The sequence below is a fragment of the Sodalis sp. RH21 genome (assembly GCF_047324175.1).
In the GTDB taxonomy this organism is placed as follows: domain Bacteria; phylum Pseudomonadota; class Gammaproteobacteria; order Enterobacterales; family Enterobacteriaceae; genus Acerihabitans.
This window is the reverse complement of the sequence record NZ_CP178732.1, coordinates 2,229,080-2,252,636: the sequence shown is the minus strand read 5'-3', so window position 1 is coordinate 2,252,636 and position 23,557 is coordinate 2,229,080. Positions and strand designations below refer to the sequence as shown.

The following is a 23,557-nucleotide window of genomic DNA, read 5'->3' as shown; positions in this document are numbered from 1 at the left end:
GGCAAGGGAATAGGGTTCAAGGGGAACGGGCCTACCTGGAAATAATTGATTTTCTCCAAAAGAAAAAGGAAAAGGCTCACCGCTAATCGTACTTTCAGGGGGGGTTATGCTTGCTCTGTTCCACCGAAAATCCGCCACACGGGTCACAGCATCCACGGCGGCAAACAGCAAAGGGCTGATGCGGCCGGAGCCAGCCGACACGCTGCTGGCATCCCCTCGCCGGAAGAAGTTACTGGAGCATATCTGGCAACGCACGTCACTCTCGCGCAAGCAGTTCGCGGCACTGTATTTGGTCCCGTTGGAACGCTATGCCGAACTGGTCCAGCTTTTCCCGGCCTCGGAAAGCCACCACCATGCCTATCCGGGCGGTATGCTTGACCACGGTCTGGAAACGATTGCCTACGCGCTCAAACTGAGGCAGTCCCATCTGTTACCTTCCGGCGCAACGCCAGAAGACCAAGTCGCACAAGCCGAAGCGTGGACGGCCGCCACGGCCTACGCCGCGCTGTTGCACGATATCGGCAAAGTGGCCGTGGACCTGCTCGTTGAGCAGGCCGACGGCAGCATCTGGCATCCCTGGCATGGCTCGTTGCAGCAGCATTATCGCTTTCGCTACCGGCCAGAGCGCGAGTACCGGTTGCATAGCGCGGCCTCCGGCCTGCTCTACAACCGCCTGATTGATAACTCGGCCCTTGACTGGCTCAGCAACTTTCCTGCGCTTTGGTCGGCGCTCATCTACGTTCTGGCAGGGCAATATGAGCATGCTGGCGTACTCGGTGAGCTGGTAATTCAAGCTGACCGCGCGTCCGTATCACAGGCGATGGGAGGCGATCCGGCCAAGGCACTGGCAGTACCGAAACACGCGTTGCAACGCAAACTCCTGGAGGGTTTGCGCTATCTGCTTAAGGAAGAGTTTAAACTAAATCAACCCGGTCCCTCGGATGGCTGGTTAACCGCTGATGCCCTTTGGTTAGTGAGCAAAACCGTTGCCGACAAGCTACGCGCCCATCTCCTGTCCCAGGGCATCGAGGGCATACCCAGCAACAATACGGCGGTATTCGACGTGCTTCAGGACCACGGTATCGTCCAAGCGACGCCCGATGGCAAGGCCATCTGGCGGGCGACGGTTTCCAGCAACAGCGGCTGGTCGAATCCCTTCACCTTTCTCAAAATGTCACCTTCGCTCATCTGGGAGCCGGCAAACCTACCCGCACCGTTCGAGGGCTCGGTCGAGACTGAACCGGTGGTTGAAAACGCCCCCCAGACGATTTTGGCAAGCGAAACGCCAGTGGCCGACAGCGCAATAACTACGGCTCCCCAACCCTCCAGCGAGACGATAGACAATCTCCTCGATCTGCTTGGCACGCCTAAGCCCGACATTATCGCGCCGACTGAGGAAGCCATTGTCCCTGTGGCTTCAGTACATCACCAGGACGCGCCACCGCTTGCTGAAATAGCATCAGAAAAAGGCGCTTACGACATGTCCCTTGCGCCCTCCGGTCAGCATTTCGTCGCATGGTTACAGCAGGCCATCCAGTCGCATAAACTGATTATCAACGATGCCAAGGCGCTGGTGCATACCGTGAACGATACGGTCTACCTTGTCAGCCCGGGGATATTCCAGCGCTATGTGCAGGAGTATCCCCAGATCGCAACCTTTGCCAAGCAGGATCATCTGGCCGCCTGGCAATGGGTGCAAAAGCGCTTCGAAAAGCTGCAACTGCACCGTAAGCAAGACAATGGCCTGAACATCTGGACCTGTGAGGTAATTGGACCACGCAAATCCCGGCGTTTGCACGGTTACCTACTTCAGGATCCTTTTACAGTGTTCGCCGATAAACCGCTCAACAACCCTTACCTCACGCTCACCCGTGACCAATGAAATGGCGGGCTAACCAACATCTTTTGACTCAACGGCGAAGCACTGGTGGCCTGTCGATTTAGTTATACTTATTTAGTTTTCGCTTTCATTATCAGAGTGATGATGACAAATCACGCTAAGCCTGGCGCTGACCTAGCATGGGCAGGCTGCGGGAAGGTGATTACACACGGGGAATGTTAGATTTATTTCAGAATTGAAGGATATAAACACGATCAATCTTGGTATTATTTATTGTGCATCACTCTGTACAGTATTTTCTGACTCGTATTCGGCCCGATTGGAATAACAACGCGAACATTTTCCAGCAAAGGTAAGCTTAATAGCCTATCAAAAAGATGATATAGCATATTCCAGGCAACCTGGATAATCAATAAATTTCAAATTATCACCTGAGTGATTAACACGTATATTTTATCAACATTAACACTCATTATTGTTTATTTTTTAGAATAGTGTTACCTTTATTTATTTTAATAAATTTGAGTAAACCAACATAATAGCAAATTCGCTTTATCCACTTGATTTTTGAAAAAAATATTTAGACCATCACCGGCCTAAAAAAATAATTTAATATTTATCTATTACTTTTTTTAATTCCCCGATGGAATAAAATTAATTTATTCCAGCATATAAGTTCTGATACATTACAAAATTTAACCATTTTAAGCACGCAATGCTAATTAATAACCCCTAAAAAGGGTTTAAAACAATCAAAATTGCATTTAATTTATGATAACAACAGGTGATAGCTTTGGTCAAAAAAATAGGATTAGGGAAAAGCGTCCTTGAGGCTGCCCAAGAGAGGATAACTTGGGTTTTCGATACATTTCAGCGCATTAGCGTGTCCTTCTCTGGGGGTAAAGATTCAACGGTCTTACTGCATCTGGTGGCTGAAATCGCGCGTCGAAAAAAACGGTCATTTAGTGTGCTATTTATTGACTGGGAGGTGCAGTTTACTCTTACTATCAATCATATAGAGAAAATGAAAGCCCTGTATGATGATTGTATCGATCGCTTTTACTGGGTGGCCCTTCCCAGGACTACCGTGAATGGGGTCTCTCAATATCAACCCGAATGGGTGGCATGGCAACCGGACACTGACTGGGTGCGCCAACCCCCTCCCGATGCGATCACCGACCCTGCGTTTTTCCCTTTTTACCGGCACGCCATGACCTTTGAAGAATTTGTACCCGCTTTTGCCAGTTGGTTTGCGCAAAAAAAGAGTGCAGCGATTTTAATCGGCATCCGTACCGATGAATCGCTTAATCGCTTTGCCGCGATCAGTTCTTATTCTAAACTTCGCTACGCAGATGATAAACCCTGGACAACGGCATCATCAGAAGGTTTTGTTTATAATGCCTATCCTATTTACGACTGGAAAGTGAATGACATTTGGCTTTTTTTTGCCAAATTTAAGCGTATTTATAATCCACTTTATGATCTTATGTACCAGGCCGGCGTGCCGTTGAGCTCGATGCGCATTTGCGAACCCTTCGGCCCCGAACAACGCAAGGGATTATGGCTTTACCACGTGCTTGAGCCGGAAACATGGGAGAAAGCTTGCCGACGAGTGGCGGGAGCGAATTCCGGCGCACTGTATGCCGACCAAACCGGGAATTTTTACGCCAATCGGAAAATAACCAAACCGGTTCAGCATAACTGGAAAAGCTACGCTTTGTTCTTATTGGACAGCATGCCATTGAAAACAGCGGAACATTACCGCAATAAGATTGCCATTTATTTAAAATGGTACCAAAGCCGGGGTTTCCCTGTAGATATCCCCGACGAACAGGACAAGGATTTAGGCGCAAGAGATATTCCTTCCTGGCGCCGTATCTGCAAGACACTAATTCGTAATGATTTCTGGTGTCATACGTTATCATTCAGCCCCAATAAGGCTCACCATTACAAAAAATACCTGCATCGTATGCAGGAGAAACGTAAAGAATGGAGGATTTTATGAATATCGAGGAATTATTTAAGCCCATTTCTGAAGCGCTCAGCGCTATGACCTTCGACGAACAGATCGCAGCCATCAATTCACTAAAAAAGTTTTTACATGAGCAAAGCCCTTTCCGAGAAGAGCCGGTGGACTGTGTCCTCTGGATAAAAGCTGAAAACGTGCTGGCAAATGATTATAACCCCAATAATATGGCGCCCGCCGAAAAAAGATTACTGCTTACCTCCCTGGATAAGGATGGCTATACCCAACCTGTGGTGGTGTGCCAAGAAAAGGAGCGCTATATTGTGGTAGATGGGTTTCACCGAAGCCTGTTGGGGAAAGAAAAAAAGATCCTTCGCAGCCGTTTAAAAAATTATCTTCCTGTTACCTGTATTAGAAACAGCCAGTCAGGAAAAACCGATCGCATCGCGGCCACTATTCGCCATAACCGCGCCCGTGGGAAACATCAAATCATGGCCATGTCAGATATCGTGAGGGACCTGGCGCGATTAGGCTGGAAGGACGAGAAAATAGCCAAGGAATTGGGTATGGATGCGGATGAAGTGCTTAGGCTCAAGCAGATCACCGGATTAACGGAATTATTTGCAGATAGTCACTTTTCTGAAGCATGGACGGTGAAGTAGACTCGTTTTTACAAAATCATGTCCCACCACCGCATCAATAATTATTTATGAGGAGGTTGATATTCCATGGTGGTTCTCATAGAACACGAGGCTTGATATCGAAAAGCGTCCGCCACGCTTCCGATGTCCCGTGGGACCTCAGTAAGGGCCGGATTAGTGAGCAAACGCAACAAGATATTCATCGCATTGCTGGTGTAATGAGAGAGGATATCTAGTGCGCGGTTAGATAGGCAGCTTTTGTGCGGTCAGGTTTAGCTGTAATGAAATGAGGTCGGTAGCATGTCATGGGGTAATACCCTATAAACTTAAAATTTTCCCTGAAATGTGGGTGCTTAGCGTGCGCCCGTGGGCCAGTTTATGCCCAGGCGTACGGCCAGGATGGCCAAACGTCTGTCCAACGTCCACAACCGAGCGTTGGGAGTGATCAGGGTGGAGGCCAGTAGGGTCATATCAACCAGACCGCAACCTTGGCCATAAAGGCCCTCCTGCTCAATCAAGTTCCTGACCTCGGTCTGGTTGGCAGAATGACAGGTACGTAGCAGAGCTAAATCGCCCAGCGTTCTCCCGCGGGGCGCAGGGGGGGTGCCGCACGCTAATTCCGTCAGTACAAACGGGTGGATAAGCACTCTATCCTGCATCATCAAATCAACCAATTCGGTTTTATTTTGGCGAAAATGCTCAATCCAGACACTGGTATCGACCAACACGTCCTGAACAACGGGCATCAGCGGCTCGAATCTTGACGACGGCGCGGCACATTTGACATAGTCGGCGCGCTACCGCCGAGGGCGGCAAGACGTTTGGCGGCCTGAACACGGACAAAGGTGTGGATGGCCTCGCGGAAAAGGTCTGCTTTGTCCATGTCCGGACCAGCCAGTTCCAGCGCCTGCTCATACAAATTGTCATCAATGGTGACGGTGGTACGCATTTTATGACCTCTTTGCGGTGACGCATCTAAATTGATTCTATTTAACATCAATTCACGCATCAAAGCAACACATCAGCACAATTTTGATACCGTTTTTCTTAGAAATGGTTTTGTTTATAGCAGCCTGGATGACCAGAGGCAGCCGAGAAAAACTATATGGGGCGCATCCGTTTCGCATTGTTCATCGCCTTTTCATCGTTGCTGAGATGAACTCGAACGATGTTAATCTGGCGTGGAGAAACGTCTATGCTCTCCTTTAGTTCTGAAATACGCACCAGGCAAAGGCCTTTACTGCTGTTGCTGGGGATATTGGTTCTACTGTTCTTTGCCGCACTGGTTGCCAACCTGCTGGGCATTTACCTGTGCGGCGGTATCGCCGATTGGCAGCAGTGGCTCAATGCCCATAGCGTCCATTTCCTCGTCTGGCGCCTGTGCCTGTATCTGACCTTGCTGGCCGTCTGGCCCTGGGCGCGGCGGCGCAGGCTCCAGCGCGACCCAAATTCAGCCCGGGCGCTCCACATCCTCGAAGCCCTGAGCGTGGGAGCCATCGTGTTCTCCGAAGCCTGCCAGTGGCTGCGCGTAGTATAGGAGACGGTGATGACCTTGCAGACCACCGACTATCTGGAATACTACCTGACGCTGGTCGCCTGGCTCGTTAACAACGGCGTCTGGAACATCCTCGTTGCCAGCGGCCTGTTCGCCCTGCCCTTTGCCGGGATTTTCATTCAGGAATGGCTGCGGGCGCGAACTGAGGGGGCCGACGAGGGCAATAAAGGCGTGTTGTCCTCGATGCGTATCGAGAACCGTATCTGGATGGCGATAGTGGCCATCCTGTTTGGTTGTGTGCCGTATATCGACGTCGACCTGTCCACCATCAAATTTGACACTACACGCTCTACGCAATGCCAGGTCAGCGTACCACTGCCCACGGAGACCGGTTGGGAAAAATCATTTACCTCGCTCAATAACCAGAGCGCGAAAATCCCCCTCTGGTGGTTTTTCATGCATGCCATCTCCAAAGCCGTAACCAGCGCGGCGGTAGCCGCCATCCCCTGCGGTACTGACCTGCGGCAAATGCGCATGGAAATAGACAGCACGCGTATCGACGACCCGGTCCTAGCACAGGAGGTTGCCGATTTCACACACGATTGCTACGGCCCGGCGCGGGCAAAACTGTTTATGGGACGCCCAGAGCTCAGCGAGGCTCAGATGTATGACGTCACCTGGATAGGCTCAAATTTCTTTCTCAATACCAGCGGTTACTATGACAGTTATCACTCAAAAACACCGCGCACAGCCTGGCCCTATGATGCCACACGCGACGCGGGCCTGGCGCAAGTGGACAGCGGAGGCGGCTACCCAACGTGTCGACAATGGTGGTCAGATGCGGACACTGGACTGCGCGCCCGACTGCTGGCCGTGGTCAATCTAGACCTGATGACCCGGATAGCAAAGTGGGCAGGATTCATCTCACGTACTGAACTGGACGATTCGGTGATCCGCGCGATTGCCGCGCCGCGCCAGCAGAAGATGAACCAAGGGGCCGTCTATGCGGACTACGGCGGGCAGGTCGATATGACGTTGCCCAACGTCGTCACCCGCGCCGTGGCGGACGCCGGCGTGACCGTGGGTGCCCTTGCCTATTTCCCGGCGATGGATGCGGTGCGACAGGCCCTCCCAATGGTACTGTCACTGCTGAAGATGGCACTGATCATCTGCATCCCCCTGGTATTGATGCTGGCGACCTACGATCTGAAGGCTTTCGTGACGGTCAGCTGCGTGTTCTTCGCGCTGTATTTTGTGGAATTCTGGTTCCAATTGGCCCGCTGGCTGGACTCTACGATCTTGGATGCGCTTTACGGCTGGGGGCTGGGTGCGGATCGGCCACAGGTGAACTTCGATCCGTTGCTGGGGCTCAACAACGCCTTCGGCGATATGCTACTGAACTTCGTTATGGCGACGATGTTTCTTGTGTTGCCAACATTTTGGGTTACAGCATTAGGATGGGCCGGTGTTCGGGCAGGAAACATGCTACAAGGCTTGACGAATGGCTCCCGGGACGTGGGACAAGCCGGGAGCAAAGGCTCAGGTATACTGATCAGCACAGCAAAGAAGTAGCCTTGGTTTCAGTCGTCCTCGAACCGAGGGTCGGGGTCATCGTTGTAGTTGTACGGATTATAAGAGAGGCTATCGCGATGATCCAGTTCTTCTGCCTTACGCCCCAAGAAGTCGGATTCATCTTGCCCCATTGAATGTTCGGCCACCCAAGCTGCGGCTACCGCAAACACCAGTAGCAAAGCCAACCAGAACGCAGCATACAGAAGCAACCCAAGCAGTACGAGTTTGATGAGCCAAATCAACACACTGGCGCCCACCGCAGGAACCCCCCGTGAAATGATCCAGTCAGCTACATGACGCTCGCGAGACACATACCCACGCCAGGTCCGTCCCATGCTCCGGCCAAGTCGGTAAGTCCATCGTTTCGTGTGTGCGTGTGTAATCATAGCCATACCTCGTGCCTCAATTCTCCATTAAATGGATAGCTGCTCCCAAGGTGTGTCCTGCAATTAATGTTGTTCGAGTTCCATCGCATCATGCAGAACACGGCCAACGGCCATCAAATCCTCAGCGTCTATCCGATAAATGAGAAAATGACGCGGCCGATGAACAACCCCATCCTTCGATTTGGCGCGCTCAGCACTTAACTTAAGATGCCATTACCTCGCGCCTTTGCCGAGTTCTTTTCGCGCCACACTACCGAGCCGACCAGGGTCCGAAGCTACGTCCCGCAACGCTTTAGCTCATAACGCCTACCTGCAGCCTCACCGAACTGAATATGAGTCCATTTAAGTATATTAATTATATCCGATTGGGCGACGGCCGATAGGCGATAGCGCATCATTTGCGATGTTGATTCTGCTCACTGCCAGCGGCGCGAACGCCTAACTCACCGATGAAATCTTCGAGCTTGTCATTCTGGACATCTGTAAAACGGCCATCATCGATTTCTCTCCAGCCTACTTGCGCGGCCGCTTTCAGGGCATCAAGTTTGGCCTCCTCAACGTCCTCTCGTTGCTCGAGCAGGCGTAACCCGTCACGCAACACTTCGCTCGCATTCTGATAACGGCCTGAATTAACAAGCCTTTCGACCATCTCGTGCTGATGGTCAGTCAGTACCACATTGCGTGTGTGCATGGCTTCAACTCCCCAAATAACAGTCTGTTCTCAGGATATCATCATTGGCAGATTATGCCAATGATGCCAGTGGACGTCCACAACTGCGGTTTCATGGCTCCATCGAAAGAACTACCGCCTCACGGTTCAGGCGGTTCCACCTTTTCCAGCCGACTCATTAACCCTGCGCGAAGGATTCCTGATCGTAAGGCTGTCCTCCAGGATCCGCCCGTGGCTCAGGTCCTCGGTGTACAAGATCTGGCAACCAGCCGTCGCCGCGGCTGCGAAGATACAAGCATCATTAAACGAGATCTGGTGCCGTTCCGCAATCTGTTGTGCGCGGCCATGAACATCCACCGTCAGCGGTACGACATTGCAGAAGCTACGTACCAGCACCAGAAAAGGTCCAATATCTTCCCAGCTCATCGCAAGCTTGCAACGACACACGCTCGTCACCTCATTAAGGACCTGTACACTGATCACTGGATTGGTTTTCAACAATGCTTCAGCATTGTCAGCTTTAGCTTTAGCTGAATCTGCAGACAGCAGACAGCAGACAGCAGACAGCAGATAATAGGCCAGGAGTGTCCACGATCCTAAAGACAGTCCAACATAAGCTATGGCCGTGCATTAACGCCATGCGTGTTCGCCTGCTGCGGCTAACGAGCTGGGTTATGCGTTCGCGGGTGCTCCACTCGAATTATCGGCAAGACCAAAACGGAAGCTCGATACCGTAATGCTGCCAAACATGGTGTCGTCGTTATAAACGCACGTCCCGGGCTCATCGAGCCCGGCACCGACGGCAACCATCAGTGGCACAAGGTGGTCTTCACATGGATGTGCGATACGGGCAGCCGGCGCGTCGGCCCAGTGTGTCAGTTGCTTTTCGCGCTCGGCGGGGGAACTGGCGGTCAATGTCTTTTGCAGCCAGGCATCGAACAGACGTGATGGAATCGTTCCCTCGGGACTGAGTTTTCCGAAGTTGTGGAAGCTGACACCGCTGCCAATGATGAGGATACCCTCGTCACGCAACGGTGCGAGCAGTCGGCCGAGGGCAATGTGCGCCGCAGGGTCGTAGCCGTGTCGCAGCGACAACTGCACGACAGGGATGTCGGCTTCCGGGAAAGCAACAGCGGCGACCGTAAAGGTGCCGTGGTCAAAGCCACGGTTCGGATCAAGCTTCGCGGCGATGCCACCCGCGGTCAGTAATGCACACACGCGCTCCGCCAGTTCGGGGGAACCCGGTGCCGGGTACTTTACGCGATAGGTGTGTTCCGGAAAACCTTCGTAGTCATAGTACATGGGGGGATTGGGGCTTGAGGACAGGGTGAATTCGGGATTTTCCCAATGCCCGGAAATCATCAAGATTGCCTTTGGACGTTCCGGCAGACTTGACGCCAACTCCTGAAGCGACTTCTCGAGCCGGTCAAACATCGGCCCGAAGCGATCTTTCATCCACGGCCATGGACCGCCTCCGTGAGACAGGTAAAAAGTGGGCATGCGTTTCATTTTAATTGCCTCCAAACGTAGACATCAGCGCGGCAAAATGGGGGCCTTGCGGGCACGCCCCCACAGCACGAACAGTGAAAGCGACAGCATGACGACGTTCCGGGGGATCACTGACGCCTCGCCGCGCGAAACATGGAAGACCATCGCGAACACCTGAAGCACTGAGCAGCATAGCGCCGCCAGCACGGTAAGCCGCGGCAATATCCGGGTCAGAGAAGGGAGCAATAGGCCAAGCCCGCCCGCCAGATCTATGAAGCCCATGATGCGCACGAACGTCTCCGGGAGAACCCCTGTCCACGGCATCATCTTCGCCAGTTCGGGGATGGGCGTGAGGAGCTTCATGTAGGCAGAAAAGAAGAAAAGTACGGCCAGAAGACCCTTAGCCACCCATACGCCGACCCGCAGGGAGCGACTCGCCGTGGGATTGGGAAGGACACTTGTCATGATGGTTTCCTCATTGCTGATTAAACGTTGGTCTGCGCGTTGCGCGACCGAATTACTGCCCGATAACCTCAACCAAGATCAATAATGGAATCTATTACGCGAGGTTAGGGTTGATGCCCCATTGAATACCGTCATGCTGGTCGTGAAGTCGCCATCACACCACGGTCAGCGTTGTGTTTTTGTTGCACTATGAAGCGCCTAAGGAAAACATGGTTGAAATTGCGGAGCTAAGGCAGCACAGATGAGATTTCCTGGACTGCCTCAGTACCGCTTCTGCTCGGCGACTGCCGGTCACCACAAAATGAGGATGAACCGACTACTGGCATCACGCATGGAGAGCCGCGATCTTCTCTTCAGCTTGTGTGATGGCAACCTCTCGTGCCTCGGGTCCAACCGCGATACCTTCAGCTGCCACTACATCGATGTTGTCGATACCGAAGAAAGCAAAGATGCCCCGTAGGTAGCTCTCGGCATGCTCAAACGACGCAATGGCCGTACCCGGACCATAAAAACCACCGCGTGCAATGGCAATGACCACGCGCTTCCCACCGGCAAGCCCGACTGGCCCTTGCTCGGTATACCGGAAGGTCTTGCCGGCAATTGCCAGCCGATCGACCCACGCCTTAAGCTGGCTTGGAATGCCGAAGTTGTAGAAACCAACGCCCAACACAACGGTGTCGGCCCCCAGGAACTCCTCGAGCACCTCACTCCCCAGCGCGAGATCGGCTTGCAGCGCGGTATCGTGCTGTATTTCGCCCACCTGGCCGGCCGCCAGGTAGGCGCCGGACAAATGCGGGATCGGTACGGCGGCCAGGTCGCGATAAGTGACCTGTATTGCAGGATTGGTCTCTGTGAGACGGGCGACAACGGAAGCGGAAAGCTCGCGGCTGACCGAATTCGCGCCAAGGATGCTTGAATCAAGGTGAAGTAGTTTCATGGACGTCATCTTCCTGTTGGTATAAAGTAGGTACCAGCTATTCTTTAGTAACTGAGATGACTCGTCAAGACGGCACAATTTTGTTGCATAGGAACAAAGAGGGAACCATGGCTGCTATGTCGCTACTGAACGAACCGGAGCGCTCGATGGCGCTGGACTGCCCGCGGGTCAGTACACTGCTCTCGCGTATTGGCGACAAGTGGACCGTGCTGGTGGTGATGCTCCTGCGAGAAGGTCCACGGCGATTCAGCGAACTCAAGCGCGAGATTGGCGGCATCTCGCAGCGCATGCTCACGCTGACGCTCCGTGGCCTCGAGCGCGATGGCCTGGTGGTCCGCACCGTGTATCCCACAACACCTCCGCGTGTGGACTACGAGCTCACGCGACTCGGCCATGAGTTGCGTGAGCCGGTCGAGGCGCTCGGAAAGTGGGCACTCGCTCATCTCGATGTTATCGATCAAGCCAGGCACGATTTCGACGCCCGGGCTGAGGCGAGTACAACGACGACGCCCCCGCAGGCGTCTCACGCGTCGTCAGCCAGATCGGTGGGCCGCGGCTGAAAAATTGCAGACCTTGCGAGTCTGTACATAAGATTGTGTAATCGCCTGATTTTGATATGTTCAATCCATCATTAGAATTAGGTGAATTTATGGACGAAAAATTGCTACAGGCTCTCGCAACTGAGCTGGCTAAAAGTCTCAAAACCCCTGAGGATCTGAGCCAATTTGATCGGTTTTAAAAAAAATTAAGTGTTGAGGCTGCCCTTAAAGCTGAACTGACCCACCATTTGGGGTATGAGAAAAATCAGCTCAAATCGGGTTCCAACTGATCTCTTCCCATTAAGCAAGACCAAGCTAAACTAGAGTTTCCTGTCGCCCGTCGGCACGCCAAAAAAGTGCAATAGAGACGCAAACGCACCGACTGCGTTAAAACTTTATCGTTGATGACGGATTAGCAGGCTTGTGAAAAAAATATAATAAATTGATATTTAACAACTTTTAAGAAAAATTGTTATTCAGGCATGTTTATTGCCTAATCCTAAGTATGGTTCGGCGTTTTGTAGACCCTCTGAAGTGGAAGGCAGGACGTCATAACACATGAATCTGGCAAAGATGCCCTATCAACTGTTGTAATGGTTGATGGGGCTTTTTTTTACCCAATGAGAGAGTGAGAATGATCAATCAACCGGTTTGCGTCGCGGCAATTCAGTTTGAACCTACACAATTCCGTAAAGAAGACAATATCCTCAGGCTGCTAGCCCTGGCCGGGGAGGCCGCGGCCGGCGGCGCGCGCCTGATCGTCATGCCCGAGATGGGCACCACCGGCTATTGCTGGATGGATCGTGAAGAGGTCGCCGATTACGTCGAGACGGTGCCCGGCGCCACCACCGATCGTTTCGTCCTGCTGGCGGCGCGCTATCAATGTTACCTGGTGGTCGGTTTGCCTGAAGTGGATGCGCGCAGCGGGCTATATTACAACAGCGCGGTGCTGATCGGCCCCGACGGCGTGATCGGCAAACACCGTAAAACCCATCCGTATATCTCGGAGCCAAAATGGGCGGCGAACGGCGATTTGGGGCATCAGGTATTCCCTACCCCGCTTGGCAATATTGCGCTGCTGATTTGCATGGATATCCATTTTATCGAAACCGCCCGCCTGGCCGGCTTACAGGGCGCGGACGTCATTTGCCATATCAGCAACTGGCTGGCCGAGCGCACTCCCGCGCCTTACTGGATTAATCGCGCCTATGAAAACGACTGCTACCTGATTGAAAGCAATCGCTGGGGGCGGGAACGCGGCGTCCAGTTCAGCGGCGGCAGTTGCATTATCGAACCCAACGGCCATATCCAGGCCTGGCGCGATACCGGCGACGGCATCGTTTCCGGGGTTTTGCATACCGGCGCCCGCCGCCGCGTGCTGGCAGAGCGCAGGCCGGAGCTGTACAAGGAATTGATGACAAATACCTTTATGTGGAATCCGCTGGATTTCTTCGGCCTGTACGCCACCAAACCCCTGCCGGAGGGCAAACGCTCGCATATTGCCGTCGGGCAATTCGAACCCGACGATGATATCAACGTCAATCTCAGGCATATCGGACAACTGGCCGCCAGGGCAAAAGCGCAGGGCGCGGAGCTGCTGACGCTGCCCGAGCTTTGCCTCACCGGCAAATACCGGGCCCCCGCCGGCGCCATCACCCCGCGGCACGCCGCCGTCAGCGCCCTGATGGATCTGTGCGCCCGCCTGCGGCTCTACCTGGTGGCGGGCATGGTGGAGGACGGCGGCGACGGCAACCGCTATAACTCGGCGGTATTGATCGGCCCGGACGGCCTGCAGGGGATGTATCGCAAAATTCATTTAACCGCGGAAGACAAGACCTGGGCGACGCCCGGCAGCGCCTGGACCACCGTTGATATTCCCTGCGGGCGCATCGGCCTGCTGATCGGCCATGACCTTGAATTTCCCGAGGCGGGACGGATCCTCGCAATGCGCGGCTGCGATATTATCGCCTGTCCGGCGGCGCTGGATCTGCCGGGGCCGATCGATCATCCCGGCACCGCCGTGCCCCACGACTACCCTATTGCCACCGGAGCATCCCGCCACCACTGGCTGTTAACCCGGGTACGGGCCGGGGAAAACAATGTCTACCTGAGTTATGCCAATGCCAATCTTTCGGGGCTAAGCGGTATTTTCGGGCCGGATACCTTTGTCTGGCCCAGGCGCGAGGCGCTGGTCACCGAGGTCCAGGGCCTGGCCGTGCTGGACATCGATACCAGCAACCTGGACTGCGCCTATCCCACCAATGTGGTGCGGCGCAAAGATCTGGTCGCCATGCGCCAGCCCCATTATTACCAGCCGTTGATCCAGGTTGCCGGCGGCGAATGAGGTAACACGAGGTGAATATGTTTTCAGCAGATAACCGCCTGATCCCGGGCGGGAGCCGCTCCAAGGCCATCATTCCGGTGGGCGTGCTGTATTCGGTATCCGGTCATTATGGCGGCATCGGGCGGGAAATGCTCAACGGCATTATGCTGGCCATCGAGGAAGTAAATGCCAGCAAAAGTTTTAACTTTACCCTGGCGCCGGTTATCTACGATCCCGGCTGCAACCTGGATAATTATTATCGCCATTGCCATGACCTGCTGTACCAGCACGGGGTAAAACATATCGTCGGCTGTTATACCTCCGCCTCGCGCAAGCTGATTTTGCCGCTGGTCGAGGGCGCCAACGCCCTGCTCTGGCATAGCGCGCGCTACGAGGGCTTTGAAAGCAGCAATAACGTCATGTACCTGGGCGCCGCGCCCAACCAGCATGTGCTGCCGATGCTCGACTATGTCATCAATCACTATCCGGCCGAGATATACCATGTCGGCTCTAACTATATCTGGTCGGAAGAGATCGATCGCATTATCCGCGACGCGCTGGACGCCCGGGGCGGCACCCTGGTACAAAGCCGGTTCCTGGCGCTCGGCGACACCGGCGTGGAACAGGTCATACTGGATATCATCCGCCGCCGCCCGCCGGTGGTCATGGTCACGCTGGTCGGCATTTCGGCATACCGTTTTTACCGCGTCTGGAAAACCATGGAGCAAGAGCATGAATTCCTGCGTTCGTCATCTGTCGTGCGGCTTAGCCTGACCCTGTGCGAGTCGGAGGTGGCGATGGTGGGCGCGGACGCGCTGGAGGGATATCTGGTTTCCGCCGTGTATTTCCAAAATATCGACAACGAGCAGAATCGGCGGTTTATCCAGCGCTACCGCAGCCGCTTCGGCGAAAACGCCACCACCACGGTGGACGCCGAGGCCGCCTGGATGTGCGGACACTTTTTAGCCAAGGGAATTAATCGGTGCGGCAGCGACGAGACGTCGGCGGTGCGGGAGGCGGTGTACGCCGAAAGCCTGTCGGCGCCGAACGGCATCACCCGCATCAACCGGGAAAATAACCATGCCAGCCTGACGCCGCGCCTGGCGCGACTCGGCGAGGATGGGCGCTTTCATCTCCTTTGGCAGTCCCCCGGCCCGGTAATCCCAGACCCCTGGTTAACCTGGTCCGATTTTTCGTTATAGCGAGCCGTGCGAGGTGTTAAGTGCAAGAGGCTAAAAAACGACTGATGGTGCGAGGGATGAAAATTGCGCTGTTCGGCTGTGCGCCTCGTGACGAAAAGAACCTGCTGCTGCAGTTTCTGCGTCTCGGCGTCCAGGGCCACAGCTTTGTGGATTTTCATGATGACGTATTCCGCGATCGTTATGACAGCGTGATTTTTGATTCCGACAACAGCGTCCTGATCAAACAAATCAGCCAGGGCACCTGGCCGTCTTTGCCTAAAATTGCCCTGATGGGACTGGAGACCCCGTCCCGCTTGTCCTGGGTCATCGATCAGGAAGTGGACGGCTGCCTGCGCAAGCCGGTAAAGACCGACGGCATTTTATCCACCATCATCCTGGCCCGGCATCATTTTGAACGCCATCAGGCGCATCTGGCGGCGCTCAGGCAACAGGACATTCGCATTCGTTCGCGTCGTTTCCTGTTGTCGGCGCAGCTATTATTGATCCAGGAATTCAACTACAGCGAGCAGCAATCCTATGAATTATTGCGGCGGCTGGCGACGGAACAACAGCAAACGGTGGAGGAATTCTGTATCGTTTTTTTATCGCGCCAGCAGGAATGGTTACACATGTTGAAAACGCGCCATATGCAATAGATGCATTACGCGGCCCTCCCGGCATACATCAGCCCGGGGCCGATTAAGACAACGCGCACCACGTTGGTGACCGGACTGCACTTAAACAGCACAAGAAGGTAATAAGCTCGGGACGAGCGGAGGCACCGGTAACAAAGGTAAAATTCAATAGGCTGTTTTATAACAGTAAAAACACAAGTCACACATTGGCATCTATATTGCTTAACAAGATTATCATGTGAATGTTATTTTTCCGCCGTCCAGGCCCGTTGATATTCATTATTGTTAGTGTAGTAGAGTAAACATAACGCCGGCAAAGATGCCCCCGCAGCTCGCAAGAGTTGCAGGGGCTTTTTTTTTGCGCGGTATTTCCCGCGGCCCACGCGCGTTACCAGGCGTAAGGGCCGCAAAACAAAGCAAGAGGAAAGACAATGAGCGATATTTTGGAGCCAACCGCGCCACCCAATATTCCAACGTTACGGATTAAAGCCATTCAGTCCTTATTGATTGAAAAAGGCTACCTCAAGGCGGAAGCGGTGGATGAAATCATCGATATCTTTGAACATCGCTTCGGTCCGAAGAACGGCGCCAGGGTGGTAGCCAAAGCCTGGAGCGATCCGTCCTATAAGCAACGCCTGCTGGATGATGCCACCGCGGCCATTGCCGAACTGGGTTTTACCGGCCTGGAAGGCGCCCATATGTTCGTGGCCGAAAATACCGCGACGGTCCACAACATGGTGGTGTGCACGCTGTGCTCCTGCTATCCCTGGCCTACCCTGGGCCTGCCGCCCACGTGGTACAAAGCGCCGCAGTATCGCTCGCGGGCGGTCATGGAGCCCCGCGCGGTGCTGGAGGAGTTTAACGTGCGGCTGCCGGATAGCGTTGAAATCCGGGTGTGGGACAGCAACGCCGAGATCCGCTATATGATCCTGCCGCTGCGGCCGGCCGGCAGCGAAGGCATGAGCGAGGACCAGTTGGCCGCCCTGGTCAGCCGCGACTCGATGATCGGCACCGCGGTGCTGCCCCCCGTAGGCCAGGCCTGATAACCCAAGCACGAACAGGAGAGAACGATGAATTCAATTCATGATGTAGGCGGCATGCATAACCTCGGCCCGGTGGCGATCAACCCCGGCGAACCGGTCTTCAAAGCCGAATGGGAAAAGCAGGTCTTTTCCACCATCGGCCTGTATTTTGCCGGCGGCCTGTGTCCCATCGACGAATTCCGTCACGCCATCGAGGTGATGGATCCCGCTGAATACCTCAGCACGCCCTACTACGTGCACTGGTATCACGCGATGGAAACGTTGGGCATCGAAAACGGTTTATTTACCCAGGAAGAACTGGAAGACAAGGTACGGCAGTTAGCGCAGCAGGAGAAAGCATCATGAAGATCCTGGAAAAAGAGCAGGTTTACGCCGCGGTGACAACCAACCCGGTCTATGTGCGTCCTACCGATCTGCCGATCCGTTTCGCCGCCGGCGATCGGGTTCAGGCAAAAAACATTCATCCCCTGGGCCATACCCGCCTGCCGCGCTATGTTCGCGGCAAGACGGGTACGGTGGTGCGCCACCACGGCTCGTTTGTGTTCCCCGATACCTTTGCCCACGGCAAGGGAGAAAAACCGCAGCACGTCTACAGCGTGCGCTTCGAGGCGCGGGAACTGTGGGGCGAGGAGGCCGGGGGGCATTCCGCCGTCTATCTCGATCTTTGGGATGACTATATTATTCCGGCCACCTGAGGGGAGCGCAGCATGACGACGATAACCACATCCTCCCCCGCCACGACGGCCGGGGACGAGCCGGAAATGGCGTTCGGCGAGCCCTGGCAGGCCGAAGCTTTCGCCACCGCGCTGCAGCTGTCGCGCAACGGACTCTACCGCTGGAGCGAATGGGTAGAGGTGTTTGCGCGCATCATCAGGGAACAGCCGCAGCGGCCGGACGAAAACCCGGGGGAAGCCTATTATCGCCAGTGGCTGGGCGCGCTGGAAACGCTGCTGCAAGGCAAATCGCTGCTGTCCGGCGAGGATGTCGACGCGCGCCAGGCATTGTGGCACCTGGCCTACTTGCATACGCCGCACGGGCAGCCGGTATCGCTGCAGCGCGTAGCGCATATCATCGATCCGTGCGCCGCCCTGGATCGGGTCGCCGACCCGCATGCGGCGCATCACCATCACAGCCACGCGCATGGGGGCCGCCCGATCCCCACGCCGATTACGGTGGTCCCGGGAGCAGGCTGACCAGGACATAACGCCAGGGAACGGCGTAAACCGCATGGAAAACACGATGGCACAGAGGACACCTTGGCGCGGGCACGATGCTCCTGCCGGCCGTCCCGGCTGACCATCCGGCCCCAACACACACAGGACGCTCGACTATGAGTGATGTATCGCAGGGTCTTCCCCGGAAGCCCCCGGGCTCCCCTCGGCCCGGAAAAGGTCAACTCCCGGCGCTGCGCGGCGCGGCGCTGGCGATGGTGGTGTATATGATCATGTATCTGCTGTATGGCTGGTCGGAGCCCGGTGCGTTCAGCGCCTACGCCGTCGCTGACCTGATCAATAACGCCGCCCCGCTGGCGCTGGCCGCCGCCGGGCAAACGCTGGTGGTGCTGACCAGGGGATTCGATTTATCCCTGGTGGGCGTCATTTCCATTGCCAACGTACTCACCGCCATTGCCCCGTTCGACGGGCCGGGCGGCGCGCTGTTCAGCCTGCTGCTCTGCGTGGGGGCCGGCGCGCTGATCGGCCTGCTCAACGGCTATCTGGTGGCCTATAGGGGCATCCAGAGCATCGCCGCGACGCTTGGCACCATGATTATCGGCCAGGGTATCGCCCTGCTCCTGCTGCCGGTGCCCGGCGGCTCGGTATCGGAGTTTATCAGCGACGGCCTGACGGGCATGCTGTGGCAAATCCTGCCAGTGTCCGCCCTGGTGCTGGCGTTTTTTGCCCTGATCTGGCTGCTGATCAAACGTACCGACACCGGCGTCGCTTTTTATGCGGTGGGCGCCGATGAAACCGCCGCCGGGCTGTCCGGCATCTCCGTCAAGTGGAAGCGCTGCCAGGCGTTTATCCTGGCCGGCTGTTTCTACGGCGCGGCGGGATTTATGCTTAGCGCCCAAACCGCCACCGGCGATCCCAACTCGGGCCTGCCGTTTCTGCTGCTCTCCTTTGCCTCGGTGGCGCTGGGCGGCACCAGCCTCAGCGGCGGGCGCGGCGGCGCGTTCGGCTCGATGGTGGGCGCGGCGGTGCTGCTGTTAATGCAAAAAATGCTGTTCGCCATTGGCGTCTCCTCGTTCTATATCGGCTTTTTCCAGGGCGTACTGCTGGTGCTGTCCATCGTATGCGAGAAGGTGCTTAACCGTTCGCCACGCACAGGAGCACATTCATGAACAAAATCTCCCTGGCGGCGCCGGAAGCCGGACGTATCGACCGGCGCGCCAACGGCCGGATGAGTCCCGAGGCGGTCGCGCCGGTATTATTACTGGGCCTGACGGTGATAATGATCCTGGCCTCCCGCCTGATAAGCCCGTCCCTGGGGTCCTGGTCGCAGGTGCTGATGATCGTGACCCTGGGCTCATTCCTGCTGGTGGTGGCGTTCGGCCAGGGGCTGGTGGTTCTGTCCGGCGGCATGGATCTGTCAGTGGCCTCGCTGTTTATGTACGGCGGCGTGATGTCGGCGGGCATGATAGGTGCCGGCGGCGACAATATTGCCTATATGCTGCCGTTGATCCTGCTGTCCGCCGCGGCCATCGGCGCGTTCAGCGGTCTGGGAATCACCCTGCTGCGCATCCCGCCGTTTATCATGACCATGGGCACCGGCATCATCGTCGCGTCGCTGGCGCTCGGCGCCACCGGCGGCAGCACGCTCGGCGCGTCGCCCCAGCTGTTGGCTGACATCGTCAAGGGCAGCGTATTCGGCATCCCCTGCATCGTTCTGTTCACCCTGGTTTTCAGCGTGCTGGGGATCGTGATCCAGACGCGCACGGTGTTTGGACGCAACCTGTACGCGCTGGGATGCAGCCCGGGCGCGGCCAAGGTCGGCGGCATCCCGGTCGGCGCGGCCACCGTTGCCGCCTATGCCCTGAGCGGGCTGTGCGCGGCCCTGGGCGGCGCGCTGCTCACCGGCTATTCCGACGGCGCCACCCTGCGCATGGGCGACCCCTACATGCTGCCCTCCATTGCCGCGGTGGTGGTAGGCGGCTCCTCGATACTGGGCGGCAAAGGCACGTTTATCGGCACCATCGCCGGGTCGCTGTTTTTAACCACCGTGGACTCGGTGATTGCCGCCACCAGCCTCGGCCAGGGCTGGCGGCTGATTGTCTCCGGGGCGATTATTACCGTCGCCCTGTTATGCCAGTCCGGCTCGGCGAATTCACTTATTTTATTATCAGGAAAGACCAGGGCTTTATTTAAACGTTAATTAACGCCAAACATGTGAAATCAACTTAACAAATCGATCGGGAGTGACTATGTTAATGCAAACACGTCTTAAAAGATGTGCGGCCGCAGCCGTCATTTTAATGGGGTTATCAGGTTATTTTTCAGCGGCGCAGGCGGAAGACGCACCGAAAAAATATAAAATATTCCTGAGCCTGAGTTATAGCGGAAATAACTGGATGAGCGAGACGGCGAATATTATCAAGTCGCTGGCGAAAACGCCGCCCTATGACAAAATGGTGGATTTGCAAGAGGTGATTTCCGGTACCGATCCGCAGGCGCAGATATCGGCTTATGAAAGTATGATTGCCGCCAAAGCGGACGGAATCATCAGTTTCCCGATATCGCCCACCGCCTTGAACCGGGTGATCCGGCGCGGCTGCAGCCAGGGCGTGAAATTTTTCATGTTTGATTCCACGGTAACGGAAAAATGCGCCTACAACATCAGTTATATTTCAGCCGGCGCGGGGGAAAACATGGCCCAGCAATTAGTGAATGAACTGGGCGGCAAAGGAAAAATATTTATGAATCGCGGCGTGCCCGGCACCTCGGTGGATAAACGCCATTTCGACGGCGCCATGCATATATTCAAACAGTATCCGGGGATTTCGGTGGTCTCGGAATATTATGGCTATTGGGACGACCGCATCAGCCAACGGGAAACCGCCAAGGCCCTGGCGGCCCATCCGGATGTGGACGGCATCTGGTCCGAGCTGGGCGAAGCCGGCGTGTTAAACGCCGTAGCCGACCGTAAAGGCCGGATGATGCCCATCATGGGGGAAAACATGAACGGCTTTCGTCTTGGTTTCCTGGATGCCGATTACCGCAAGCGCGGCCTGAGCGGCGTCTCCGCCGGCTCGCCACCCGCCACCGCCGGCTACGCATTTAAGCTGATGATGGAGGTCTTGACCGGTAAACGCCAACTGGAACCGACCAATATCGAATATCCGCTCCCCTGGGTCACCGCCGACCAGATGAAACTGTGCCAGGGCGGCGTCATTGCCGACGGCTGTAATGTGTTCGCGGCCAATCTGGTGCCGGAGGGTTTCTCAACCGAGATCTATCACCCGGAATTCCTGCCGGAAATCACCCTGGATTCGGCGCTCAAGGGCGTGCCCACGCCGGGAACGACCATCCAGCCTTTGCCGGCGGAAATAATCAGGGCCGCGGATGAACCCGGCATCAACTGCGAACGCTGCCAGGCGGCGCCGGACCAGTACAAGCTGACCAAGGTCCAGCCCACGGTCAAGCCCTAAGACGTCCCGGGCGTAACCCCGGCGTGTCAACGGGAGTCCGCACCGGCTCCTCGCGTAAACACGGCGTGTTGCGCCCGGGTGGCGGCAAGATTGGCCAGCACCTTCATACCATTTTACCGGTGGCCGCGCGCCATCGGGACAGGAGACCGCAATCCATGCAACCATCCCTCACTCAACCGGCAGCAGGCGCGCAAGGCATGCGCCTGTCCTCGGTATCAAAATCCTATGGCGCCACCGTGGCGCTGGAGAGCGTCTCATTGACTATCGAACCCGGGCAGGTACAGGCCATCCTGGGGGAAAACGGCGCCGGGAAATCAACGCTGGTAAAAATCCTCTCGGGGGTGGTGACGCCCAATACCGGCACCATGAGCCTGGAGGGACGGGACTATGCGCCGAGTTCACTGCTCCAGGCCCGTCATATCGGCGTCAGCACCGCGTTCCAAGAGCTCAGCCTGTTGCCTAATCTCAGCGTCGCCCAGAATTTTTTCCTGCCGAGCTCCCTGAAACAACGGTTTTTTCTCACTTCGTCAAAACTGATGGCGCGCCGCGCCGAAGCCATTTTGGCCGATCACGACGTACAGGATATTTCGCCGCATGCCAACGTTGAAACGCTCTCCCTGGCCGCGCGCCAGCGGGTGGAAATCGTTCGCGCCATGCACTATCGCCCCCGGCTGCTGCTGCTGGACGAGCCCACCGGCGCCCTGGCCGACGTAGACTGGCTGTTTCGCCTGGTGCGCCGGCTCACCGCCATGGGCACCGCCGTACTCTATATTTCGCACCGGCTGGCGGAAATCCGGGAAATCGCCAGCCATGCCATGGTACTGCGCAGCGGTAAAACCATCTCGACGGTGGATCTGAAACAGGTGACCAACGCCGATATTTTCGAGATGATGGTGGGGCGCCGGGCGACGCACGAGCGCGCGCGCGGGCGCGCCGCGCCGTCGCACCCGCAGAGCGCGGCGCTTACGGCCAACGATTTGGGCGGGCAGAATTTCAGCGATATTTCTTTTGAACTGCGGCGAGGGGAAATTCTCGGCGTGGCGGGCCTGGAAGGCCAGGGACAGAGGGAACTGTTCCGCACCCTGGCGGGCCTAATGCGCCACAGTGCGGGACAAATGCTGCTGCGCGACCGCGAGGTGATATTGCGCAGCCCACGCGATGCGCTGCGTAAATACGGCGGCATTGCCTTTGTGCCGGAGGATCGCAAAAGCGAAGGCATTTTTCCTACCCTGTCGGCCGGCGCCAATATCACCCAATCCGTGCTGCACCGTTTTAGCCGGCTGGGGCTTATCCGCCGGGACCAGGAGCGCCAGGCGGTCGGGCGCGTGGCGCCGCAGGTGGAACTGGACGAGCGGTATTTATCCTTTAAAATCAGCGCGCTCTCCGGCGGAAACCAGCAAAAAGCCTTGATTGCCCGCGCCCTGCTGACCGGCGCCAGCACGCTGCTGCTGTTTGATCCCACGCGCGGGGTGGACGTGGGTACCAAAGAGGTGATCTACCAGGCCATTAAGGCGTTCGCGGACCAAGGCGGCGCAATCCTGATCTACTCCACGGATCTGGCCGAGCTGCAAACGCTGGTCGATCGGAGCCTGGTTATGTATCGTGGCCGTATCGTGGCGGATTTGCCGCGCGACCAGCTGGATGAAGGCGAGATGGTCGGGCTGATGACGGGCAACGCCGCCGGATAAACCGGCGCTATGCCGGTCCGATGGGCTGAAAACCCGCGACGTC

The 23,557-nt window shown here is 56.1% G+C and carries 25 protein-coding genes and 1 pseudogene; 18 read left to right on the top strand and 8 right to left on the bottom strand.

Annotated features, from left to right (window positions below; all coding sequences use genetic code 11):
- Positions 1-106 precede the first annotated feature (106 nt).
- The 3 genes from mobH to ACL2XP_RS10290 all read left to right on the top strand — a co-directional run bounded on the left by mobH (position 107) and on the right by ACL2XP_RS10290 (position 4,468).
- Positions 107-1,882, top strand: coding sequence for a MobH family relaxase (gene mobH / locus ACL2XP_RS10300; RefSeq protein ID WP_413730109.1), 1,776 nt, complete (start codon positions 107-109; stop codon positions 1,880-1,882).
- 751 nt (positions 1,883-2,633) lie between these two features.
- Positions 2,634-3,845 (top strand): phosphoadenosine phosphosulfate reductase, encoded by a 1,212-nt coding sequence (locus tag ACL2XP_RS10295; RefSeq protein WP_413738536.1) that lies wholly within the window; start codon positions 2,634-2,636, stop codon positions 3,843-3,845.
- The gene (locus tag ACL2XP_RS10290) at positions 3,830-4,468 is read left to right on the top strand and encodes an IbrB-like domain-containing protein (RefSeq protein ID WP_413730107.1); all 639 of its coding nucleotides are present in this window, start codon (positions 3,830-3,832) and stop codon (positions 4,466-4,468) included. Before ACL2XP_RS10295 ends, ACL2XP_RS10290 begins: the two co-directional genes overlap by 16 nt.
- Positions 4,469-4,800: 332 nt before the next feature.
- On the opposite strand, the gene ACL2XP_RS10285 is transcribed toward ACL2XP_RS10290, so the two are convergent.
- Both ACL2XP_RS10285 and ACL2XP_RS10280 read right to left on the bottom strand, forming a co-directional pair.
- Positions 4,801-5,109, bottom strand: coding sequence for a VapC toxin family PIN domain ribonuclease (locus ACL2XP_RS10285; RefSeq protein ID WP_413738535.1), 309 nt, complete (start codon positions 5,107-5,109; stop codon positions 4,801-4,803).
- 83 nt (positions 5,110-5,192) lie between these two features.
- A complete protein-coding gene (locus ACL2XP_RS10280; protein WP_413730105.1) occupies positions 5,193-5,396 on the bottom strand; it encodes a type II toxin-antitoxin system VapB family antitoxin in 204 nt (67 codons plus the stop codon).
- 246 nt (positions 5,397-5,642) lie between these two features.
- Between ACL2XP_RS10280 and ACL2XP_RS10275 the strand changes: the two genes are divergently transcribed.
- Entirely contained in the window at positions 5,643-5,984 is a 342-nt protein-coding gene (locus ACL2XP_RS10275) for a hypothetical protein (protein WP_413730104.1), read from the top strand.
- Between the two features lie 9 nt (positions 5,985-5,993).
- Positions 5,994-7,514, top strand: coding sequence for a conjugal transfer protein TraG N-terminal domain-containing protein (locus ACL2XP_RS10270; protein WP_413730103.1), 1,521 nt, complete (start codon positions 5,994-5,996; stop codon positions 7,512-7,514).
- Positions 7,515-7,522: 8 nt separating this feature from the next.
- Here the strand turns inward: ACL2XP_RS10270 and ACL2XP_RS10265 are convergent, their stop codons facing one another.
- The 6 genes from ACL2XP_RS10265 to ACL2XP_RS10240 form a co-directional block, all read right to left on the bottom strand.
- A complete protein-coding gene (locus ACL2XP_RS10265; RefSeq protein ID WP_413732593.1) occupies positions 7,523-7,900 on the bottom strand; it encodes a DUF3742 family protein in 378 nt (125 codons plus the stop codon).
- Between the two features lie 394 nt (positions 7,901-8,294).
- A complete protein-coding gene (locus ACL2XP_RS10260; RefSeq protein WP_413730102.1) occupies positions 8,295-8,591 on the bottom strand; it encodes a type II toxin-antitoxin system ParD family antitoxin in 297 nt (98 codons plus the stop codon).
- A gap of 126 nt (positions 8,592-8,717) precedes the next feature.
- Positions 8,718-9,053, bottom strand: a complete 336-nt coding sequence (locus ACL2XP_RS10255; protein ID WP_413731046.1) for a PIN domain-containing protein — start codon at positions 9,051-9,053, stop codon at positions 8,718-8,720.
- A 189-nt stretch (positions 9,054-9,242) separates the two neighbouring features.
- Entirely contained in the window at positions 9,243-10,079 is an 837-nt protein-coding gene (locus ACL2XP_RS10250) for a DODA-type extradiol aromatic ring-opening family dioxygenase (RefSeq protein WP_413730101.1), read from the bottom strand.
- 24 nt (positions 10,080-10,103) lie between these two features.
- Complete coding sequence (locus ACL2XP_RS10245; RefSeq protein ID WP_413730100.1) at positions 10,104-10,523, bottom strand: DoxX family protein; 420 nt, start codon at positions 10,521-10,523, stop codon at positions 10,104-10,106.
- A 325-nt stretch (positions 10,524-10,848) separates the two neighbouring features.
- Positions 10,849-11,460, bottom strand: coding sequence for an FMN-dependent NADH-azoreductase (locus ACL2XP_RS10240; RefSeq protein WP_413738534.1), 612 nt, complete (start codon positions 11,458-11,460; stop codon positions 10,849-10,851).
- Positions 11,461-11,567: 107 nt separating this feature from the next.
- Here ACL2XP_RS10240 and ACL2XP_RS10235 point away from each other — a divergent pair, with 107 nt between their 5' ends.
- The 13 genes and pseudogenes from ACL2XP_RS10235 (at position 11,568) to ACL2XP_RS10175 (ending at position 23,514) form a co-directional block, all read left to right on the top strand.
- The gene (locus ACL2XP_RS10235; RefSeq protein WP_413738533.1) at positions 11,568-12,020 is read left to right on the top strand and encodes a winged helix-turn-helix transcriptional regulator; all 453 of its coding nucleotides are present in this window, start codon (positions 11,568-11,570) and stop codon (positions 12,018-12,020) included.
- 89 nt (positions 12,021-12,109) lie between these two features.
- Positions 12,110-12,286: pseudogene (locus ACL2XP_RS10230) on the top strand (IS256 family transposase); the annotation flags it as partial.
- A gap of 347 nt (positions 12,287-12,633) precedes the next feature.
- Complete coding sequence (locus ACL2XP_RS10225; RefSeq protein WP_413730097.1) at positions 12,634-14,343, top strand: nitrilase-related carbon-nitrogen hydrolase; 1,710 nt, start codon at positions 12,634-12,636, stop codon at positions 14,341-14,343.
- Between the two features lie 17 nt (positions 14,344-14,360).
- Positions 14,361-15,524, top strand: coding sequence for a transporter substrate-binding domain-containing protein (locus ACL2XP_RS10220; protein WP_413730096.1), 1,164 nt, complete (start codon positions 14,361-14,363; stop codon positions 15,522-15,524).
- 56 nt (positions 15,525-15,580) lie between these two features.
- Positions 15,581-16,159 carry an ANTAR domain-containing response regulator gene (locus ACL2XP_RS10215; protein WP_413730094.1) on the top strand — a complete coding sequence of 193 codons (579 nt, stop codon included), beginning with the start codon at positions 15,581-15,583 and terminating at the stop codon, positions 16,157-16,159.
- A 410-nt stretch (positions 16,160-16,569) separates the two neighbouring features.
- Positions 16,570-17,181 carry a nitrile hydratase subunit alpha gene (gene nthA, locus ACL2XP_RS10210; RefSeq protein WP_413730093.1) on the top strand — a complete coding sequence of 204 codons (612 nt, stop codon included), beginning with the start codon at positions 16,570-16,572 and terminating at the stop codon, positions 17,179-17,181.
- Between the two features lie 27 nt (positions 17,182-17,208).
- Positions 17,209-17,526 carry a hypothetical protein gene (locus ACL2XP_RS10205; protein ID WP_413730092.1) on the top strand — a complete coding sequence of 106 codons (318 nt, stop codon included), beginning with the start codon at positions 17,209-17,211 and terminating at the stop codon, positions 17,524-17,526.
- Positions 17,523-17,876 (top strand): SH3-like domain-containing protein, encoded by a 354-nt coding sequence (locus ACL2XP_RS10200; RefSeq protein ID WP_413730091.1) that lies wholly within the window; start codon positions 17,523-17,525, stop codon positions 17,874-17,876. The genes ACL2XP_RS10205 and ACL2XP_RS10200 overlap by 4 nt, the downstream gene beginning before the upstream one ends.
- Positions 17,877-17,888: 12 nt before the next feature.
- Positions 17,889-18,374, top strand: a complete 486-nt coding sequence (locus ACL2XP_RS10195; RefSeq protein ID WP_413730090.1) for a nitrile hydratase accessory protein — start codon at positions 17,889-17,891, stop codon at positions 18,372-18,374.
- A 137-nt stretch (positions 18,375-18,511) separates the two neighbouring features.
- Positions 18,512-19,522 carry an ABC transporter permease gene (locus ACL2XP_RS10190; protein WP_413730089.1) on the top strand — a complete coding sequence of 337 codons (1,011 nt, stop codon included), beginning with the start codon at positions 18,512-18,514 and terminating at the stop codon, positions 19,520-19,522.
- Positions 19,519-20,553 carry an ABC transporter permease gene (locus tag ACL2XP_RS10185; RefSeq protein ID WP_413730088.1) on the top strand — a complete coding sequence of 345 codons (1,035 nt, stop codon included), beginning with the start codon at positions 19,519-19,521 and terminating at the stop codon, positions 20,551-20,553. Before ACL2XP_RS10190 ends, ACL2XP_RS10185 begins: the two co-directional genes overlap by 4 nt.
- A gap of 49 nt (positions 20,554-20,602) precedes the next feature.
- Positions 20,603-21,826, top strand: a complete 1,224-nt coding sequence (locus ACL2XP_RS10180) for a sugar ABC transporter substrate-binding protein (RefSeq protein ID WP_413732592.1) — start codon at positions 20,603-20,605, stop codon at positions 21,824-21,826.
- Positions 21,827-21,981: 155 nt separating this feature from the next.
- Positions 21,982-23,514: a sugar ABC transporter ATP-binding protein gene (locus ACL2XP_RS10175; protein ID WP_413730086.1), complete on the top strand. Its 1,533-nt coding sequence runs from the start codon at positions 21,982-21,984 to the stop codon at positions 23,512-23,514.
- Positions 23,515-23,557: the final 43 nt, after the last annotated feature.

Excerpts from the sequence above, each read along its gene's own strand:
- mobH (WP_413730109.1), top strand. The coding sequence starts at position 107 with ATGCTTGCTCTGTTCCACCGAAAATCCGCCACACGGGTCACAGCATCC.
- ACL2XP_RS10290 (WP_413730107.1), top strand. The coding sequence starts at position 3,830 with ATGGAGGATTTTATGAATATCGAGGAATTATTTAAGCCCATTTCTGAA.
- ACL2XP_RS10285 (WP_413738535.1), bottom strand. The coding sequence starts at position 5,109 with ATGATGCAGGATAGAGTGCTTATCCACCCGTTTGTACTGACGGAATTA.
- ACL2XP_RS10280 (WP_413730105.1), bottom strand. The coding sequence starts at position 5,396 with ATGCGTACCACCGTCACCATTGATGACAATTTGTATGAGCAGGCGCTG.
- ACL2XP_RS10275 (WP_413730104.1), top strand. The coding sequence starts at position 5,643 with ATGCTCTCCTTTAGTTCTGAAATACGCACCAGGCAAAGGCCTTTACTG.
- ACL2XP_RS10270 (WP_413730103.1), top strand. The coding sequence starts at position 5,994 with ATGACCTTGCAGACCACCGACTATCTGGAATACTACCTGACGCTGGTC.
- ACL2XP_RS10265 (WP_413732593.1), bottom strand. The coding sequence starts at position 7,900 with ATGATTACACACGCACACACGAAACGATGGACTTACCGACTTGGCCGG.
- ACL2XP_RS10260 (WP_413730102.1), bottom strand. The coding sequence starts at position 8,591 with ATGCACACACGCAATGTGGTACTGACTGACCATCAGCACGAGATGGTC.
- ACL2XP_RS10250 (WP_413730101.1), bottom strand. The coding sequence starts at position 10,079 with ATGAAACGCATGCCCACTTTTTACCTGTCTCACGGAGGCGGTCCATGG.
- ACL2XP_RS10245 (WP_413730100.1), bottom strand. The coding sequence starts at position 10,523 with ATGACAAGTGTCCTTCCCAATCCCACGGCGAGTCGCTCCCTGCGGGTC.
- ACL2XP_RS10240 (WP_413738534.1), bottom strand. The coding sequence starts at position 11,460 with ATGAAACTACTTCACCTTGATTCAAGCATCCTTGGCGCGAATTCGGTC.
- ACL2XP_RS10235 (WP_413738533.1), top strand. The coding sequence starts at position 11,568 with ATGGCTGCTATGTCGCTACTGAACGAACCGGAGCGCTCGATGGCGCTG.
- ACL2XP_RS10225 (WP_413730097.1), top strand. The coding sequence starts at position 12,634 with ATGATCAATCAACCGGTTTGCGTCGCGGCAATTCAGTTTGAACCTACA.
- ACL2XP_RS10220 (WP_413730096.1), top strand. The coding sequence starts at position 14,361 with ATGTTTTCAGCAGATAACCGCCTGATCCCGGGCGGGAGCCGCTCCAAG.
- ACL2XP_RS10215 (WP_413730094.1), top strand. The coding sequence starts at position 15,581 with ATGAAAATTGCGCTGTTCGGCTGTGCGCCTCGTGACGAAAAGAACCTG.
- nthA (WP_413730093.1), top strand. The coding sequence starts at position 16,570 with ATGAGCGATATTTTGGAGCCAACCGCGCCACCCAATATTCCAACGTTA.
- ACL2XP_RS10205 (WP_413730092.1), top strand. The coding sequence starts at position 17,209 with ATGAATTCAATTCATGATGTAGGCGGCATGCATAACCTCGGCCCGGTG.
- ACL2XP_RS10200 (WP_413730091.1), top strand. The coding sequence starts at position 17,523 with ATGAAGATCCTGGAAAAAGAGCAGGTTTACGCCGCGGTGACAACCAAC.
- ACL2XP_RS10195 (WP_413730090.1), top strand. The coding sequence starts at position 17,889 with ATGACGACGATAACCACATCCTCCCCCGCCACGACGGCCGGGGACGAG.
- ACL2XP_RS10190 (WP_413730089.1), top strand. The coding sequence starts at position 18,512 with ATGAGTGATGTATCGCAGGGTCTTCCCCGGAAGCCCCCGGGCTCCCCT.
- ACL2XP_RS10185 (WP_413730088.1), top strand. The coding sequence starts at position 19,519 with ATGAACAAAATCTCCCTGGCGGCGCCGGAAGCCGGACGTATCGACCGG.
- ACL2XP_RS10180 (WP_413732592.1), top strand. The coding sequence starts at position 20,603 with ATGTTAATGCAAACACGTCTTAAAAGATGTGCGGCCGCAGCCGTCATT.
- ACL2XP_RS10175 (WP_413730086.1), top strand. The coding sequence starts at position 21,982 with ATGCAACCATCCCTCACTCAACCGGCAGCAGGCGCGCAAGGCATGCGC.